Here is a 16,413-nt window from a genome sequence, read left to right as displayed (position 1 = left end):
TTGGACCGGCGGTTGCTGCAGAAGTACGGGAAGGCGACGCCGGAGGCGCTGGTGGAGTCGGCGCTGTGGGAGGCGTCGTTGTTCGAGGAGCATGGCTTTCGGGACATCAAGATCTCGGTGAAGCACAACGATCCGGTGGTGATGATCGAGGCGTACCGGCAGTTGGCGGAGAGGTGTGATTATCCGTTGCATCTGGGTGTGACGGAGGCGGGTCCGGCGTTCCAGGGGACGGTGAAGTCGGCGGTGGCGTTCGGTGCGCTGCTGTCGCAGGGGATCGGTGACACGATCCGGGTGTCGTTGTCGGCTCCGCCGGTGGAGGAGATCAAGGTCGGTATCCAGATTCTGGAGTCGTTGAATCTGCGGCAGCGTGGTCTGGAGATCGTCTCGTGTCCGTCGTGCGGGCGTGCGCAGGTGGATGTGTACAAGTTGGCGGAGGAGGTCACGGCGGGTCTGACGGGGATGGAGGTGCCGTTGCGGGTCGCGGTGATGGGTTGTGTGGTCAACGGTCCGGGTGAGGCCCGGGAGGCGGATCTGGGTGTGGCGTCGGGTAATGGCAAGGGGCAGATCTTCGTGAAGGGTGAGGTGATCAAGACGGTGCCCGAGTCGAAGATTGTCGAGACCCTCATCGAGGAGGCGATGAAGATCGCCGAGCAGATGGAGTCCGAGGGCGTGGCCTCCGGCGAACCGTCGGTGTCGGTCGCCGGCTGACGCCCGCCCCGAGCGCCCGGTCGCTCGCCGTGGCGCCGCCCCCCATGGAGGACCACCTCCCGCCCAGCTGGGAGTCCCCGCACGGGGTTCGGGGCGGCGGATTCATGAACGGCGGTCCGCGGCCGGGCCGTTGGAACGGCGGCGGGTACGGCCGCGGCACCGTCAGCCGTGCACACGCCGGCACCACCCAGTACCTCCACGTCACCCCCCCCTCGCAGCACCGGCGACCAGATCCGCGGCCGCGACAACGGCCACCACCGCGGGCGAACCCGCCGTGACCGACGGCGACTTCACCGCTCACAGCGCCGACAAGGGTGTTTCTGGCGGCGAGTTACGCCCTCGATCAGGCTCGCCGTGGCCACGACGCTCCGCGCAGACCGTGCCCGTACCCACCCGCACCTGCGTATCGACAAGATCCAGGTCGGCCAGGGCCGTCCCGTCACTCGCGCCGGCCGACCGCCCCCACCGCACCGTCCCCGTGGGGCGGCGCGGCACAAATTCGGCGGGTACAGTGCGGAGATCAGCAGAACCCCCAGGGTGAGGCCCCGCACGTGTTGACCCAGACCACCTCACGGGTGCTCGAACCGAGCGACCTGGACGCCGCGCTCGCCGTCCTCGACCGCGAGCCCGTCGCGAACGCCTTCGTGACGTCCCGGGTGCAGGTGGCGGGCCTCGATCCGTGGCGGCTCGGCGGGGAGATGTGGGGCTGGTACGAGGACGGCATGCTGACCTCCCTGTGCTACGCGGGCGCCAACCTGGTGCCGATCTGCGCCACCCCGAGGGCCGTGCGCGCCTTCGCCGACCGGGCCCGCCGGGCCGGCCGCCGCTGCTCCTCCATCGTCGGCCCCGCCGGACCCACCGCCCAGCTGTGGCGCCTCCTCGAACCGCACTGGGGCCCGGCCCGCGAGGTCCGCGCCCACCAGCCGCTGATGGTCACCGACCGGCTGCCCGTCGACATCGCCCCGGACCCCTACGTCCGCCGCATCCGCAAGGACGAGATGGAGACGATCATGCCGGCGTGCGTGGCGATGTTCACCGAGGAGGTCGGCGTCTCCCCGCTGGCCGGCGACGGCGGACTGCTCTACCAGGCCCGGGTCGCCGAACTCGTCGGCTCCGGCCGCTCCTTCGCCCGGCTCGACGAGAACGGCAGGGTCGTGTTCAAGGCGGAGATCGGCGCGGCGACCGACCGTGCCTGCCAGATCCAGGGCGTCTGGGTGGCCCCCGAGTACCGGGGGCGGGGTCGCGCCGCCCCCGGCATGGCGGCGGTGCTGCGCTACGCGCTGGCGGACGTGGCCCCCGTGGCGAGCCTGTACGTCAACGACTTCAACACCCCGGCCAGGCGCACCTATCTGCGGGTGGGCTTCCGGGAGGTCGGCGCGTTCATGAGCGTGCTGTTCTGAACCGGCCGCTACCCAGGGGGTCGACGCGGGTGAGCCGGCTGAGCCGGCAGGGCCCACCCAGCCAGTTGAGCCCCTGTGCCCCCTGAGTCGGCTGCGCCCTATGTGGCGTTCCCGAGCCACGCGGGGCCGCCTCTCGGCCACAAGCGACGCACGGGCCCTCCGGACATCCGAAACACCCCTGTAGGCTCCGGGCCATGGACCTCGTGATCGGCCCCTTGGACCTCTCCGCCCACGTCGACGAGGCCCTAGCCGTCCAGGCCGTCGCCTTCGGGCTCGGCGCCGAAGAGATCGCCGTGCGCCGTCACATCGTCCTGCGCCACATGACCTACCCGGGCGCGCGTGCCTTCGGCGCGACCGTCGCGGGCCGGCTCGTCGGATTCGTGTACGGCATGCCCAACGACCGCACGCACTGGTGGTCCACCGTCGTGGAGCCGTATCTGCGGGCGCAGGGCCACGACCAGTGGCTCGACGACTCCTTCGTGATCACCGAGCTGCATGTCCACCCGCAGTACCAGAACCGGGGCATCGGCCGTGCCCTGATCATCACCATCACCGACGGAGCCGCCGAACCCCGCTCGATCCTCTCCGCCATCGACACCGACAGCCCGGCCCGCGGCCTGTACCACTCCCTCGGCTACCGGGACCTGGCCCGCCAGGTCCTGTTCCCCAGCGCGCCCAGACCGTACGCGGTCATGGGGGCGCCGCTGCCCCTGCGGCGCCTCCGGCCGGGAATGGATTTCCGGCCACGGCAGCCGCCCGGCTAACCTCCTAGCCATCACCCTTCCCCGGCAGGAGTACGAGAACGATGGCGAACGCACCGGTCCAGCGCATGTCCCAGTTGATGGCCAAGACGCTGCGTGACGACCCGGCGGACGCCGAGGTCCTCAGCCACAAGCTGCTCGTCCGCGCCGGCTATGTGCGCCGCACCGCCGCCGGCGTGTGGTCCTGGCTGCCGCTCGGCAAGCGGGTCCTCGCCAATGTGGAGCGCATCGTCCGTGAGGAGATGGACGCGATCGGTGCCCAGGAGGTGCTGCTGCCCGCGCTGCTGCCGCGCGAGCCGTACGAGGCGACCGGCCGCTGGGACGAGTACGGCCCCGAGCTGTTCCGTCTCCAGGACCGCAAGGGCGGCGACTATCTGCTCGGGCCGACCCACGAGGAGATCTTCACCCTGCTGGTGAAGGACCAGGCGTCCTCCTACAAGGACCTGCCGGTCATCCTCTACCAGATCCAGAGCAAGTACCGCGACGAGGCCCGGCCGCGCGCGGGCATCCTGCGCGGGCGCGAGTTCCTGATGAAGGACTCGTACTCCTTCGACCTGGACGACGACGGCCTCGCGCGGTCCTACGCCCTGCACCGGCAGGCCTACCAGCGGATCTTTGACCGGCTCGGCCTCGACTACCGCATCTGCGCCGCCACCGCGGGCGCCATGGGCGGCTCCAAGTCCGAGGAGTTCCTGGCCCCGGCCGGGGCCGGCGAGGACACCTTCGCGGACTGCCCGAACTGCGACTTCGCGGCCAACACCGAGGCGATCAGCTACGAACTCAAGCCGGTGGACGGCTCCTTGGTGCCCGCGGCCGAGGAGATCCCCACCCCGGACACCCCGACCATCGAGACCCTGGCCGCCTCCCTCGGCGTCCCGGCGTCCGCCACCCTTAAGAATCTCCTGGTCAAGGTCGACGGCGAGATCGTCGCCGTGGGCGTACCCGGCGACCGCGAGGTCGACATGGACAAGGTCGAGGCGCACTTCGCCCCGGCCGCCGTCGAGTTGGTCACCGCCGAGGACTTCACGGGCCGTCCCGACCTGGTCCGCGGCTATGTCGGACCGCAGGGCCTGGAGAAGGTGAAGTACCTCGCCGACCCGCGGGTGGCGCCGGGCACTGCGTGGATCACGGGCGCCAACAAGGAGCACGTGCACGCCAGGAACGTGGTCGCCGGCCGTGACTTCGAGGTGGACGAGTACGTCGACGTCGTCGTGGTGCAGGAGGGCGACCCGTGCCCGAACTGCGGCACCGGCCTCAAGCTGGACCGCGCCATCGAGATCGGCCACATCTTCCAGCTGGGCCGCAAGTACGCCGACGCCCTCAAGCTCGACGTCCTCGGCCAGAACGGCAAGCCGGTCCGGGTGACCATGGGCTCCTACGGCATCGGCGTCTCCCGCGCGGTCGCCGCCCTCGCCGAGCAGACCGCCGACGAGCAGGGCCTGTGCTGGCCCGCGGAGGTCGCCCCGGCGGACGTGCACGTGGTGGCCGCGGGCAAGGCCCTGCAGACCGAGGTGGCGCTCGACGTCTCCGAGAAGCTGGCCGCCGCCGGCCTCCGCGTCCTGGTCGACGACCGGGCCGGGGTCTCACCGGGCGTGAAGTTCACGGACTCCGAGCTGATCGGCGTACCCCGCATCCTGGTGGTGGGCCGCCGCGCGGGCGAGGGCGTCCTCGAACTGAAGGACCGCAGGACCGGCCACCGCGAGGACCTGACCATCCCCGAGGCGATCACCCGCCTGACAGCCCACTGACCCCTCCGGCGTCACAGCGGAATCCTTCCGCCACACAGGCGATCCCGACCGACACCCCGGCCTTCCGACCGACACCCCGGCCTTCCGACCGACACCCCGGCCTTCCGGCCGGGGCCCCGCTCCTCCCCGGGCCGGCCCCCAAGCACCCGCCCGAGACGACCGCGGCCGCCGGGCTCTCGCCCGGCCAGACACCCTGAAAGCCCGTCCGGACCGGCACCGGGGGGCCAGGGGCTCCCAGCCGAGTGGGGGTGGGGGATCTCTTGGGAGGCGTCCGCCTCGACAACTCGTCCGGAGGGGCCGTGGCGGAATCCCTGTGGGGAGTCAGGGAGTCTCCGTCCGAGGTGACCGCGGGTTCCGGCCCGGGGCTGCGGAATCTCTCGGGGCGGACGCCCTGAGGTCCCGTCCGGACCGGCACTGTGCGATTCCTTTCGCGGGCTGTCGCGGAAGGCCGCTGGGGAGGGTGGCTGAGACCGGTCGGGAGGGTGTCGGTGGTGGCCAGGGCCGGAACCCGGTGCGCCCCTGGCCCGGTTCGGCCCCCGGGGGTCGGTCCTACAGCCAGGTCGCGAACTCCAGGAGGAGTTCGGTGTCTTTGGTGCGGCCCGCTCGGCGGGACCGCAGGGCGGATTCCACCGCGCGGAACAGGGTCCAGCCCCGCAGGCGGTCCTGGTCGACGTCCAGTGCCTCGGCGAGCCGCTTCACCCGGCGGCGGGTGGTCGCCGAGCCCGACGGGGCGGCGATCAGGTCCTCCACCCGGTCCCGGACCAGCCGGGCCAGGTCGAAGGCGCACTCGCCGACCACCGGGTCCGGCCCCACCGCGAGCCACGGCATCCGCTCCCCGGCGAGCACCTTGCTCTGCCGGAACGTGCCGTGCAGCAGCCGGTGCTCGGGCGGCGCCGCGAGCAGTTCCCCGCGGGCCGTGAGCGCCGCGTCGACCAGCGGCAGCACCTCGGCGTCCGCCCCGGCCCGCATCGCCGCCGCCTGCCGCCCGGTCCGCTCGGCCACCGTCTCGAACGGGTGCCCGGCCGCACCGCCGGGCGGCTCGACCCACAGCCGTCGCAGCGTCCCGGCCGCCTCCAGCAACGCCCGCGCCTCCGGCAGCGAGCGCACCGACACATCCGGGTGCAGCCGCTCCAGCAGCAGCTCGCCCTCCGTCACGAAGGGCTCAAGCAACTGGACGGCGCCCAGCCCGCCCCAGTGCGCGAGCGCCGCCCGCTCGCTCTCCGGCCTGGCCCGGCGCGGCGCCAGTTTCAGCACGGCCGGGTACCCGTCCGCCCGCCGCACCAGCAGCACCAGGCTGCTGCGCCCGCCCGGCACCTGCACCCGCTCCACGGTCAACTCGCGCAGAGCAACGGCCTGCCGGGCCGCCTCGGGCAGCTTCTCCAACCAGTCGTCACCGTCCGGTGCCGTCTCACCGAGCGCGCGCACCAGGCGGCGCGGCGGTTCGAAAGACATGCGCGAGTCGTTCCCTTCCTGCTGTACGGGGCTACGGCGTCCGCGTCGCCGGAGCCCGGCCGCTCCCGGTCGTCTCGCCGACCCGTTCGGCGAGACCAGGGAAGGCTACGCTCTCCCCGCGCCAGCGCACCGCGCGCACCGCTGCTTCCCGCAGCGCCGCCGCGGCCGAGCCGCGCTGCCGGCCCGAGACCGCCCGCACCAGGTCGGAGTAGACACCGGCGACCCGCTCCTCCAACTCGGCGGCGAGCCGCAGCGCGGCGGCCGAGTCCGGCACCGGGAACGGCAGCGCGTAGGCGGCGCTCGCCGCGACCGGCTCACCGCCCCGGTCGCGCACCTCGCGCGCCAGCGCGTCCCGCCGCGCCCGGTGCGCGTCCCACGCCGCCCGCGCCTCTGCCCGGCGCCCCGCGGCGATCCGCCCGCCGACCACCCCGTACCCGTACACGGCCGCGTGCTCGGCGGCCAGCGCCGCCTGTAGTGCCGTCAGCCAGCCGTCCTGCGCCTCGCTCACCCGGAGCCCTCCTTCAACGCGCTGCCCGGCGAGCCGGGCGCTCCCGCTCAGTCGTTCCGCTCACTTGCCGTCGTCCGCCAGCAGATAGGCGTGTGCCGCCCCGGCCGCCGCCGCCGATGCCAGCAGCCGCGCCAGCTCGCCCGGGACCTCAAGCAGCGCCTCGGCGCGCCGGTCGGCCAGCTCGCGTTCGGCGAGGGCGAGCCCGGCCAGTGCCTCCGTGGCACGTGCCGGGACCGCCGCGGTGGCGGACGGGGACGGGGAGGCGGACGGGGACGGCGACGGGGCCGGCGTCCCTTCCTCGAACGCCGCCGCGTGCGCCACGACCTCGGCCCGCAGCGGCCGCAACCGCCGTGCCAGCGCCGGATGCGCGGCGAGCACGGCGTCGTACCCCGCCGCCAGTTCCCGGCTGTCCCGGGCGGCACGCACGCGTGTCCGGTCGGCGGCCGACGGACCGTCGTCGGCGGTGCCGGAATCCCCGTCCCCGCCGGAGCAGCCCACGAGGAGCACCGTTCCGGCGGCCGAGGCGAGCAGGGTTCTTCTCCGCGGCCCCGACAGGGCGCGCGAGGGCGGGGAGAGGGGCACGGCAGACGTCCTCGGGGGAACTCGTACGACGAGAAGGGGGCAGGCTCGTGATCACCGTACCCGCGTGCCTTCCGGGCGCCGGTCATCGGCACCGCTCGTGCGCAGGTGGACGGCAACACCCCCCACGACCGGATACCCTTTGACCAGACACGCGACCCATCCCACAACAGCACACGCGGCCGAGGAGTCACCCGGATGAGCACCACCCAGAGCGAGAGGCTGCGAGAACTGCTGGAACCGCTCGTCACCTCGCAGGGCCTCGATCTCGAAGAGATCGCCGTGGACTCCGTAGGACGCAAGCGGGTGCTGCGTGTTGTCGTCGACTCCGACACCGGTGCGGATCTGGACCGGATCGCCGATGTGAGCCGCGTGCTCTCGGCGAAGCTCGACGAGACGGACGCGATGGGCGCGGGCGCGTACGACCTGGAGGTGGGTACCCCGGGAGCGGAGCGCGCCCTGACCGAACACCGCCACTACGTGCGTGCCACGGACCGTCTGGTGAAGTTCCAGCTCCACGAGGGCGGCGAACTGGTGGCCCGGGTCCTCGCGGTGGACGAGGAGGGCCTCGACCTTGAGGTGCCCGGTGTCAAGGGCCGCAGGCCGACCGCGCGCAGACTCGCCTTCCCGGACATCGCCAAGGCGCGCGTGCAGGTCGAGTTCAGCCGCAAGGACAGCGAGCAGTCCGCCACGAACGACAAGAAGGAAAACGACAAGAAGGAAGAGGAGGCGTAGCCGTGGACATCGACATGAGCGCCCTGCGGGGCTTGGTACGGGAGAAGGAGATCTCCTTCGACCTGCTGGTCGAGGCGATCGAGTCGGCCCTCCTCATCGCCTACCACCGCACCGAGGGAAGCCGCCGACACGCGCGCGTGGAGCTCAACCGGGAGACCGGGCATGTGACCGTGTGGGCGAAGGAGGACCCCGAGGACCTCGAAGAGGGCCAGGAGCCCCGCGAGTTCGACGACACCCCGTCCGGTTTCGGCCGGATCGCCGCCACCACCGCCAAGCAGGTCATCCTGCAACGCCTGCGGGACGCGGAGGACGACGCGACGCTCGGCGAGTACGCGGGCCGCGAGGGCGACATCGTCACCGGCGTGGTGCAGCAGGGCCGCGACCCGAAGAACGTGCTCGTCGACATCGGCAAGCTGGAGGCCATCCTGCCGGTGCAGGAGCAGGTCCCCGGCGAGACCTACCCGCACGGCACGCGGTTGCGTTCGTACGTCGTCCGGGTGGCCAAGGGCGTCCGCGGGCCGTCGGTCACCCTCTCGCGCACCCACCCCAATCTGGTGAAGAAGCTCTTCGCGCTGGAGGTGCCGGAGATCGCCGACGGGTCCGTGGAGATCGCCGCGATCGCCCGTGAGGCCGGTCACCGCACCAAGATCGCCGTCCGCTCCACCCGTCCGGGTCTGAACGCCAAGGGCGCCTGCATCGGCCCCATGGGCGGCCGGGTGCGCAATGTGATGGGCGAGCTGAACGGCGAGAAGATCGACATCGTGGACTGGTCGGACGACCCGGCGGAGATGGTGGCGAACGCGCTGTCGCCCGCGCGGGTCTCCAAGGTGGACGTCGTGGACATGGCGGCCCGGTCCGCCCGGGTGACCGTGCCCGACTACCAGCTGTCACTGGCGATCGGCAAAGAGGGACAGAACGCCCGGCTCGCCGCCCGGCTCACGGGCTGGCGCATCGACATCCGTCCCGACACCGAGCAGTCGCCCGAGTGAGCTGACCCGGTCGGGGGGAATAGATCCAAGCCGCACGTCGCTTGGAACACGACAACAACCGTTCGATCTTTACCCCGAAGGGGTGAGGTCGGTGCGGGGAGGTAGACTGAGCAGTGTCTGGCCGGACGCGAGCCCGCGCATGCCCAGAGCGCACCTGTGTGGGGTGCAGGCAGCGAGCGGTCAAGATCGAACTGTTGCGCATCGTGGCGGTCGAGGACGCCTGCGTCCCCGATCCTCGCGGTACGCTGCCCGGCCGGGGTGCTTATGTGCACCCCGTCCCGGTCTGTCTCGATCAGGCGGTACGCCGCCGGGTGTTTCCGCGGGCGCTCCGCGTCCCGGGACCGCTCGACGTAATGGCGTTGCGCCGGTACGTCGAGCAGACACACAGTTGCTGAGGCAACACGGCAAGGAAAGACGGTGCCGTACGAAACCCCGTGCGGTCTGGTACCTCGCGAGTCGAAAGCAGGTCGAGATTGCGATGAGCACTCGATGAGTACGCGATGAGTACGCCCATGAACTAGCGACGGTCCGGCCGCAACCCGGACCTCAAAGGAGCGAAGTGGCTAAGGTCCGGGTCTACGAACTCGCCAAGGAGTTCGGTGTGGAGAGCAAGGTCGTCATGGCCAAGCTCCAGGAACTCGGTGAATTCGTCCGTTCGGCGTCCTCGACGATCGAGGCGCCCGTAGTACGTAAGCTGACCGACGCCTTCCAGGGCGGTGGCAACGGCAGGTCCGCCGCCAAGCCCGCCCCGCGCAAGGCCGCCCCCAAGCCCGGCGCGCCGAGCCCGGCGCAGGCCGGGGGCAACTCCCACGCCGCCAGGGCAGTGGGGGAGCGTCCGGCTGCACCGAAGCCGGCCGCCCCCAGGCCGCCCGCGGCACAGCAGCCCGCGGCTCAGCAGCCCGCGGTCCAACAGCCGTCGGCCCAGCAGCCGTCGGCCCCGTCGGCCCCGTCGGCCCCCGGACCGCGCCCGGGCCCGAAGCCCGCGCCCCGTCCGGCCCCCGCGGCGCCCACCACGCCGGAGTTCACCGCTCCGCCGTCGGCCCCGGCTCCGGCCCCGGCCGCCCAGGGTCCGCGTCCCGGTGCCCGTCCCGGCGCCCCCAAGCCCGGTGGCCGTCCGGGCGGCCAGGGCCAGGGTCAGGGCCGTCAGGGCCAGGGTGCCCCGCGCTCCGGCGGTCAAGGGCGTCCCGGCGCCCGTCCGGCCGGTCCGCGACCGGGCAACAACCCCTTCACCTCCGGTGGCTCCACCGGCATGGCGCGCCCGCAGGCGCCCCGTCCGCAGGGCTCGCGTCCGGGCCCCGGCGGCCCCGGCGGCGGCCCCCGTCCGCAGGCGCCCGGCGCCCAGGGCGGCGGTCCGCGTCCGCAGGGTCCCGGTGGTCACTCCGGTTCCTCCGGTCGGCCCAGCCCGGCCGGTATGCCCCGCCCGCAGGGCGGTCCGCGTCCCGGTGGCGGTCCCGGCGGTCCGCGTCCGAACCCCGGCATGATGCCGCAGCGTCCCGCTGCCGGTCCGCGTCCGGGCCCCGGCGGCGGTCGCGGCCCGGCAGGTGCCGGCCGTCCCGGCGGTGGCGGCGGCGGTCGTCCCGGCGGTGGCGGCGGCTTCGCCGGCCGTCCCGGCGGTGGCGGCGGCGGTCGTCCCGGCGGCGGTGGCGGCTTCGCCGGCCGTCCCGGCGGTGGCGGCGGCGGTGGCGGCTTCGGCGGCGCCGGCGGCGGTGGCCGTCCCGGCTTCGGCGGTCGTCCCGGCGGCCCCGGTGGCCGTGGCGGCACGCAGGGCGCCTTCGGTCGTCCCGGTGGTCCCGCGCGCCGTGGCCGCAAGTCGAAGCGGCAGCGGCGCCAGGAGTACGAGGCCATGCAGGCCCCGAGCGTCGGCGGCGTGATGCTGCCGCGCGGCAACGGCGAGAGCATCCGTCTCTCCCGCGGCGCGTCGCTCACGGACTTCGCGGAGAAGATCAACGCCAACCCGGCGTCGCTCGTCGCGGTCATGATGAACCTGGGCGAGATGGTCACCGCGACGCAGTCCGTCTCCGACGAGACCCTGCAACTCCTCGCCGGCGAGATGAACTACACGGTTCAGATCGTCAGCCCCGAGGAGGAGGACCGCGAGCTCCTGGAGTCCTTCGACATCGAGTTCGGCGAGGACGAGGGCTCCGAGGAGGACCTGGTGGTCCGCCCGCCGGTCGTCACCGTCATGGGTCACGTCGACCACGGAAAGACCCGACTCCTCGACGCCATCCGCAAGACGAACGTCATCGCGGGCGAGGCCGGCGGCATCACCCAGCACATCGGTGCCTACCAGGTCGCGACCGAGGTCAACGGCGAAGAGCGGGCGATCACCTTCATCGACACCCCGGGTCACGAGGCGTTCACCGCCATGCGTGCCCGCGGTGCGAAGTCGACGGACATCGCGATCCTCGTGGTCGCGGCCAACGACGGTGTGATGCCGCAGACGGTCGAGGCCCTGAACCACGCCAAGGCGGCCGACGTGCCGATCGTGGTCGCGGTCAACAAGATCGACGTCGAGGGCGCGGACCCGACCAAGGTGCGCGGTCAGCTGACCGAGTACGGCCTGGTGGCCGAGGAGTACGGCGGCGAAACGATGTTCGTCGACATCTCCGCCAAGCAGGGTCTGCACATCGACAGCCTGCTGGAGGCGGTCGTGCTGACCGCCGACGCCGCCCTGGACCTGCGGGCCAACCCGAACCAGGACGCACAGGGCATCTCGATCGAGTCCCGGCTCGACCGCGGCCGTGGTGCCGTGTCGACGGTCCTCGTCCAGCGAGGCACGCTCCGCGTGGGCGACACGATGGTCGTCGGCGACGCCTACGGCCGTGTCCGGGCCATGCTCGACGACAACGGCAACAACGTCGCCGAGGCCGGCCCGTCCACGCCGGTCCAGGTCCTGGGTCTGACCAACGTCCCGGGCGCAGGCGACAACTTCCTCGTGGTCGACGAGGACCGTACGGCCCGCCAGATCGCGGAGAAGCGCGCCGCTCGCGAGCGCAACGCGGCCTTCGCGAAGCGCACGCGCCGTGTGTCCCTGGAGGACCTGGACAAGGTGCTGAAGGCCGGCGAGGTCCAGCAGCTGAACCTGATCATCAAGGGTGACGCTTCCGGATCCGTCGAGGCACTGGAGTCCTCGCTGCTCCAGCTGGACGTCGGCGAAGAGGTCGACATCCGCGTCCTGCACCGCGGCGTCGGTGCGGTCACGGAGTCCGACATCGACCTGGCGATGGGCTCCGACGCCATCGTGATCGGTTTCAACGTGCGCGCGGCAGGCCGTGCGCAGCAGATGGCCGAGCGCGAGGGCGTGGACGTCCGGTACTACTCGGTCATCTACCAGGCGATCGAGGAGATCGAGGCGGCCCTCAAGGGCATGCTCAAGCCGGAGTTCGAAGAGGTCGAGCTGGGCACGGCGGAGATCCGCGAGGTCTTCAAGTCGTCCAAGCTGGGCAACATCGCCGGTGTGCTCATCCGCTCGGGCGAGGTCAAGCGCAACACCAAGGCGCGCCTGCTGCGCGACGGCAAGGTCGTCGCGGAGAACCTCACCATCGACGGCCTGCGTCGCTTCAAGGACGACGTCACCGAGATCCGTGAAGGGTTCGAGGGCGGTATCAACCTCGGCAACTTCAACGACATCAAGGTCGACGACGTCATCGCGACGTACGAGATGCGGGAGAAGCCGCGGGCATAGGCTCCGGCCGGGCTTGAAGCCGGCCGGCGGGACGTAGGTTCCGCCGGCCGGCGCCCTTTCCCACCGACCCGACTCGGCGGGCCTGTGGGGTCGGGGGCGGAGCCCCGCGGGGGTAGCGGCTCGACCCACCGATTCGGGCGGGTGGGTGGGCAGAAAACCGGGGGGTCTGGGGGCGGAGCCCCCGGGCGGTAACCGCAGCAGACGGCACCGCGAAAACCCCGTCGAGCCGCCGGCAGGCACGCGGTACCGTTCTTGATGTCCCTCCCGATCCCGAGGGCAGGGCCATCGATCCCGTACCGGCGGGTCATCCGGAGACACACATGTACGTGGGGACGCTGTCCTTCGACCTCCTCCTCGGCGACGTACGGTCGCTGAAGGAGAAGCGCTCCGTCGTCCGCCCGATCGTCGCCGAACTGCAGCGCAAGTACGCGGTGAGCGCGGCCGAGGTGGATCATCTGGACCTCCATCGCCGGGCCCTGATCGGCCTCGCGATGGTCTCCGGCGACGCGGGGCACTTGAGCGACGTACTCGACCGGTGCGAACGGCTGGTCGCCGGCCGCCCCGAAGTGGAGCTGCTGTCGGTACGGCGGCGCTTCCACGGCGACGACGACTGACCACAGAACGCAGAAGAAGAAAGAACGGGAGACGGACCAGTGGCCGACAACGCGCGGGCGAAAAGGCTGGCGGACCTCATCCGGGAGGTGGTGGCCCAGAAGCTGCAGCGCGGGATCAAGGACCCGCGGCTCGGCTCGCACGTCACCATCACGGACACCAGGGTCACCGGAGACCTGCGGGAGGCGACCGTCTTCTACACGGTGTACGGCGACGACGAGGAGCGGCAGGCCGCCGCGGCCGGACTGGAGAGCGCCAAGGGCATCCTGCGCTCCGAGGTCGGCCGGGCCGCCGGCGTGAAGTTCACGCCGACGCTCACCTTCGTCGCGGACGCCCTGCCGGACACCGCCCGGAACATCGAGGACCTCCTCGACCGGGCGCGCGCCTCCGACGCGAAGGTGCGCGAGGCGTCAGCGGGCGCGGCGTACGCCGGTGAGGCGGACCCGTACCGCAAGCCCGAATCGGACGACGAGACGGACGTCGCCGGCGAATGACCAGCAAGCACACCACGCCCGACGGCCTCGTCATCGTCGACAAGCCGTCGGGCTTCACTTCGCACGACGTGGTCGCCAAGATGCGCGGGATCGCGCGGACGCGCCGCGTCGGGCACGCGGGCACCCTCGATCCGATGGCGACCGGCGTGCTCGTCCTCGGCGTCGAGAAGGCGACGAAGCTCCTCGGGCACCTCGCCCTGACGGAGAAGGAATACCTGGGCACCGTCCGGCTCGGTCAGACGACGCTCACCGACGACGCCGAGGGCGAGATCACCGCCGCCATCGACGCCTCCAGGGTCTCCCGCGACGCCATCGACGCCGGTATCGCCAAGCTGTCCGGCGACATCATGCAGGTGCCGTCCAAGGTCAGCGCCATCAAGATCGACGGAGTGCGCTCCTACAAACGGGCCCGCGAGGGCGAGGACTTCGAGATCCCCGCCCGGCCGGTCACCATCTCCTCCTTCGCGGTGTACGACGTCCGGGACGCCGTCGCCGAGGACGGCACCCCGGTGCTCGACCTGGTGGTCTCGGTCGTCTGCTCCTCCGGCACCTACATCCGCGCCCTCGCCCGCGACCTGGGCGCCGATCTGGGCGTGGGCGGTCACCTCACCGCGCTGCGCCGCACCCGCGTCGGACCGTACCGACTGGAGTCGGCGCGGACCCTGGACCAGCTCCAGCAGGAGCTGACCGTGATGCCGATCGCTCAGGCCGCCGCGGCCGCCTTCCCACGCTGGGACGTGGATGCCAAGCGGGCCAGGCTGCTTCTCAACGGCGTACGGCTGGAGATGCCCGACGTGTACGCGGGCCGCGGCCCCATCGCGGTGTTCGACCCCGAGGGCCGCTTCCTCGCGCTCGTCGAGGAACACAAGGGCAAGGCGAAGAGCCTGGCAGTCTTCGCCTGACGGCTTCGTCCGGCCCCGTGGAGCGGCGGGGCACGGGGTGCCACTGCCGCCGCTCCACGGTTCCCCCTCGGTTCCCCCACCCCTAGGGTTATCCAGCCGTCCCCGCCCATTCACCCGGCCGGGCAGGCGCTCGGAGTGAACCGGGGGAGCGCAAGGGGGCGCTTTCGTCAGGCGACCTGTCCTGACGAGTCCCTGATGCAGACCCGCGCCCCGGCCGACCGACTGCGCGGCACCGGTTTCCCGGCGGCCCGGCCGCTGGCGCGAGGCACGCGTGATCGGCGCGACCGAGCGGCCTGCACGGCCACGGGCCGCTTCCATCTCCCCGACCGCGCACAGTAGTTGCCGGTCGGTACGGCGGGGCGGGACGCGCTGCGGCTGGGCGGCTGGGCGGCTGGGCGGCTGGGCGGCGGGGCCGCCGGGGGCCCGTGATCGACGCGTGGACCGGAGCCGTCGGGTCCGTCCTCGGCACCGCGCTGCGGTCCGACCACCGCGGCGTCGGCTTCGCGGTGCCGCTGCGCCGAACCACCCCGGGCGCCGCCCGGACGAGGGGCGTGCCCGGCCCGGAGCCGAGCGCCCTCGCCGAGCCGCTGCGTGGCCGGCCCGGGGCGCGCGTCGGATGCTCGGCACCCTGGGGGCGTGCGCGGTCCCGCGTAACACGGGTTCCGTACGATCGGTGGTCCGGGCGGTTCCCGGACAGGCGGTGCCCGCGTGCGCCCGGTCACAACCCCATGCCGATGCGGGCCGGGCGCACCCGGCATGGCACCCTTAGACCTGCGTAAGCGGTCAGGTAGAAACGGACACGGGTTCGAGGAGCGGTCACAGTGCAGCGCTGGCGTGGCTTGGAGGACATCCCCCAGGACTGGGGGCGCAGCGTCGTCACCATCGGCTCCTACGACGGAGTCCACCGCGGCCACCAGCTCATCATCAAGCACACCGTGGACCGCGCACGCCAGCTGGGCGTCCCCTCCGTCGTGGTGACCTTCGACCCGCACCCCAGCGAGGTCGTCCGCCCGGGCAGCCACCCCCCGCTGCTCGCCCCGCACCACCGCCGGGCCGAGCTGATGGCCGAGCTGGGCGTGGACGCGGTGCTGATCCTGCCGTTCACCACCGAGTTCTCGAAGCTGTCGCCCGCCGAGTTCGTCGTGAAGGTCCTGGTCGACAAGTTGCACGCCAGGGCGGTCGTCGAGGGCCCGAACTTCCGCTTCGGCCACCGGGCGGCCGGCAACGTGCGGTTCCTCACCGAGCAGGGCGAGATCTACGACTTCGAGGTCGAGGTCGTCGACCTGTTCGTGACCGGCGCCGCGGGCGACGGCGAGCCGTTCTCCTCGACGCTCACCCGGCGTCTGGTCGCCGAGGGCGACGTCGCGGGCGCCCGGGAGATCCTGGGCCGCCCGCACCGCGTGGAGGGCGTGGTCGTCCGCGGCGCCCAGCGCGGTCGCGAACTGGGCTTCCCCACCGCCAACGTCGAGACGCTTCCGCACACCGCGATCCCGGCCGACGGCGTGTACGCCGGTTATCTGCACGCCCAGGGCGAGGTCATGCCGGCCGCGATCTCCGTCGGCACCAACCCGCAGTTCGACGGCACCGAGCGCACGGTGGAGGCGTACGCCATCGACCGCGTGGGCCTCGACCTGTACGGGCTGCATGTCGCCGTGGACTTCCTGGTGTATGTGCGCGGGCAGGCGAGGTTCGACTCGCTGGAGGCCCTGCTGGAGCAGATGGCCGACGACGTGAAGCGCTGCCGGGAGCTGATCGCGGCGGACGACGCATAGCCCGCCGCCCAGAACGCCGAAGGGCGGCCGGTGCCTCACCGCACCGGCCGCCCTTCGCCTTGCCGTAC

Annotated in this window: 15 protein-coding genes and 1 pseudogene; 13 read left to right on the top strand and 3 right to left on the bottom strand. The window is 72.4% G+C overall.

Annotated features, from left to right (window positions below):
• The 4 genes from ACFYTE_RS40475 to ACFYTE_RS40460 all read left to right on the top strand — a co-directional run.
• The coding region (locus ACFYTE_RS40475; RefSeq protein WP_388721990.1) for a flavodoxin-dependent (E)-4-hydroxy-3-methylbut-2-enyl-diphosphate synthase at positions 1-708 on the top strand (708 nt) is incomplete at its 5' end.
• Positions 709-1,259: 551 nt separating this feature from the next.
• On the top strand, positions 1,260-2,108 hold the full coding sequence (locus ACFYTE_RS40470; protein WP_388721988.1) for a GNAT family N-acetyltransferase: 849 nt from the start codon (positions 1,260-1,262) through the stop codon (positions 2,106-2,108).
• A gap of 194 nt (positions 2,109-2,302) precedes the next feature.
• Positions 2,303-2,872 carry a GNAT family N-acetyltransferase gene (locus tag ACFYTE_RS40465; RefSeq protein WP_388721986.1) on the top strand — a complete coding sequence of 190 codons (570 nt, stop codon included), beginning with the start codon at positions 2,303-2,305 and terminating at the stop codon, positions 2,870-2,872.
• Positions 2,873-2,913: 41 nt separating this feature from the next.
• Positions 2,914-4,617, top strand: a complete 1,704-nt coding sequence (locus ACFYTE_RS40460) for a proline--tRNA ligase (RefSeq protein ID WP_388721984.1) — start codon at positions 2,914-2,916, stop codon at positions 4,615-4,617.
• A gap of 549 nt (positions 4,618-5,166) precedes the next feature.
• Here the strand turns inward: ACFYTE_RS40460 and ACFYTE_RS40455 are convergent.
• Genes ACFYTE_RS40455 through ACFYTE_RS40445 form a run of 3 tightly spaced genes read right to left on the bottom strand, consistent with a single transcriptional unit; the run spans position 5,167 to position 7,159 of the window.
• Positions 5,167-6,069, bottom strand: coding sequence for an aminoglycoside phosphotransferase family protein (locus ACFYTE_RS40455; protein ID WP_388721982.1), 903 nt, complete (start codon positions 6,067-6,069; stop codon positions 5,167-5,169).
• A gap of 31 nt (positions 6,070-6,100) precedes the next feature.
• Entirely contained in the window at positions 6,101-6,577 is a 477-nt protein-coding gene (locus ACFYTE_RS40450; RefSeq protein WP_388721980.1) for a ferritin-like domain-containing protein, read from the bottom strand.
• 60 nt (positions 6,578-6,637) lie between these two features.
• Positions 6,638-7,159, bottom strand: coding sequence for a hypothetical protein (locus ACFYTE_RS40445; protein ID WP_388721978.1), 522 nt, complete (start codon positions 7,157-7,159; stop codon positions 6,638-6,640).
• A gap of 195 nt (positions 7,160-7,354) precedes the next feature.
• Between ACFYTE_RS40445 and rimP the strand changes: the two genes are divergently transcribed.
• The 9 genes and pseudogenes from rimP to ACFYTE_RS40400 all read left to right on the top strand — a co-directional run bounded on the left by rimP (position 7,355) and on the right by ACFYTE_RS40400 (position 16,345).
• Positions 7,355-7,891: a ribosome maturation factor RimP gene (rimP, locus tag ACFYTE_RS40440; protein WP_388721976.1), complete on the top strand. Its 537-nt coding sequence runs from the start codon at positions 7,355-7,357 to the stop codon at positions 7,889-7,891.
• Between the two features lie 2 nt (positions 7,892-7,893).
• Positions 7,894-8,880, top strand: a complete 987-nt coding sequence (nusA, locus tag ACFYTE_RS40435) for a transcription termination factor NusA (RefSeq protein ID WP_388721974.1) — start codon at positions 7,894-7,896, stop codon at positions 8,878-8,880.
• A gap of 113 nt (positions 8,881-8,993) precedes the next feature.
• Positions 8,994-9,275 (top strand): YlxR family protein, encoded by a 282-nt coding sequence (locus ACFYTE_RS40430; protein ID WP_388721972.1) that lies wholly within the window; start codon positions 8,994-8,996, stop codon positions 9,273-9,275.
• 164 nt (positions 9,276-9,439) lie between these two features.
• Positions 9,440-12,565: a translation initiation factor IF-2 gene (gene infB, locus ACFYTE_RS40425; RefSeq protein WP_388721970.1), complete on the top strand. Its 3,126-nt coding sequence runs from the start codon at positions 9,440-9,442 to the stop codon at positions 12,563-12,565.
• A gap of 320 nt (positions 12,566-12,885) precedes the next feature.
• Positions 12,886-13,179: a DUF503 domain-containing protein gene (locus ACFYTE_RS40420; protein ID WP_121895592.1), complete on the top strand. Its 294-nt coding sequence runs from the start codon at positions 12,886-12,888 to the stop codon at positions 13,177-13,179.
• A gap of 39 nt (positions 13,180-13,218) precedes the next feature.
• Positions 13,219-13,671 (top strand): 30S ribosome-binding factor RbfA, encoded by a 453-nt coding sequence (gene rbfA, locus ACFYTE_RS40415; RefSeq protein WP_388721968.1) that lies wholly within the window; start codon positions 13,219-13,221, stop codon positions 13,669-13,671.
• Entirely contained in the window at positions 13,668-14,573 is a 906-nt protein-coding gene (truB, locus tag ACFYTE_RS40410; RefSeq protein ID WP_388721966.1) for a tRNA pseudouridine(55) synthase TruB, read from the top strand. Before rbfA ends, truB begins: the two co-directional genes overlap by 4 nt.
• A 250-nt stretch (positions 14,574-14,823) precedes the next feature.
• Positions 14,824-15,106 (top strand): annotated as a pseudogene (locus ACFYTE_RS40405) (hypothetical protein); the annotation flags it as partial.
• A 288-nt stretch (positions 15,107-15,394) separates the two neighbouring features.
• Positions 15,395-16,345: a bifunctional riboflavin kinase/FAD synthetase gene (locus tag ACFYTE_RS40400; protein WP_388721964.1), complete on the top strand. Its 951-nt coding sequence runs from the start codon at positions 15,395-15,397 to the stop codon at positions 16,343-16,345.
• Positions 16,346-16,413 lie beyond the last annotated feature (68 nt).

Source organism: Streptomyces sp. NPDC004629 (assembly GCF_042873595.1).
Classification (GTDB): Bacteria; Actinomycetota; Actinomycetes; order Streptomycetales; family Streptomycetaceae; genus Streptomyces.
The sequence above is the reverse complement of the archived record's forward strand: the minus strand, read 5'-3'. Positions and strand labels throughout refer to the sequence as shown.

Bases quoted from the DNA above. Each gene is read 5' to 3' on its own strand.
- ACFYTE_RS40465 (WP_388721986.1), top strand. From the start codon at position 2,303: ATGGACCTCGTGATCGGCCCCTTGGACCTCTCCGCCCACGTCGACGAG.
- ACFYTE_RS40460 (WP_388721984.1), top strand. From the start codon at position 2,914: ATGGCGAACGCACCGGTCCAGCGCATGTCCCAGTTGATGGCCAAGACG.
- ACFYTE_RS40455 (WP_388721982.1), bottom strand. From the start codon at position 6,069: ATGTCTTTCGAACCGCCGCGCCGCCTGGTGCGCGCGCTCGGTGAGACG.
- rimP (WP_388721976.1), top strand. From the start codon at position 7,355: ATGAGCACCACCCAGAGCGAGAGGCTGCGAGAACTGCTGGAACCGCTC.
- ACFYTE_RS40420 (WP_121895592.1), top strand. From the start codon at position 12,886: ATGTACGTGGGGACGCTGTCCTTCGACCTCCTCCTCGGCGACGTACGG.
- truB (WP_388721966.1), top strand. From the start codon at position 13,668: ATGACCAGCAAGCACACCACGCCCGACGGCCTCGTCATCGTCGACAAG.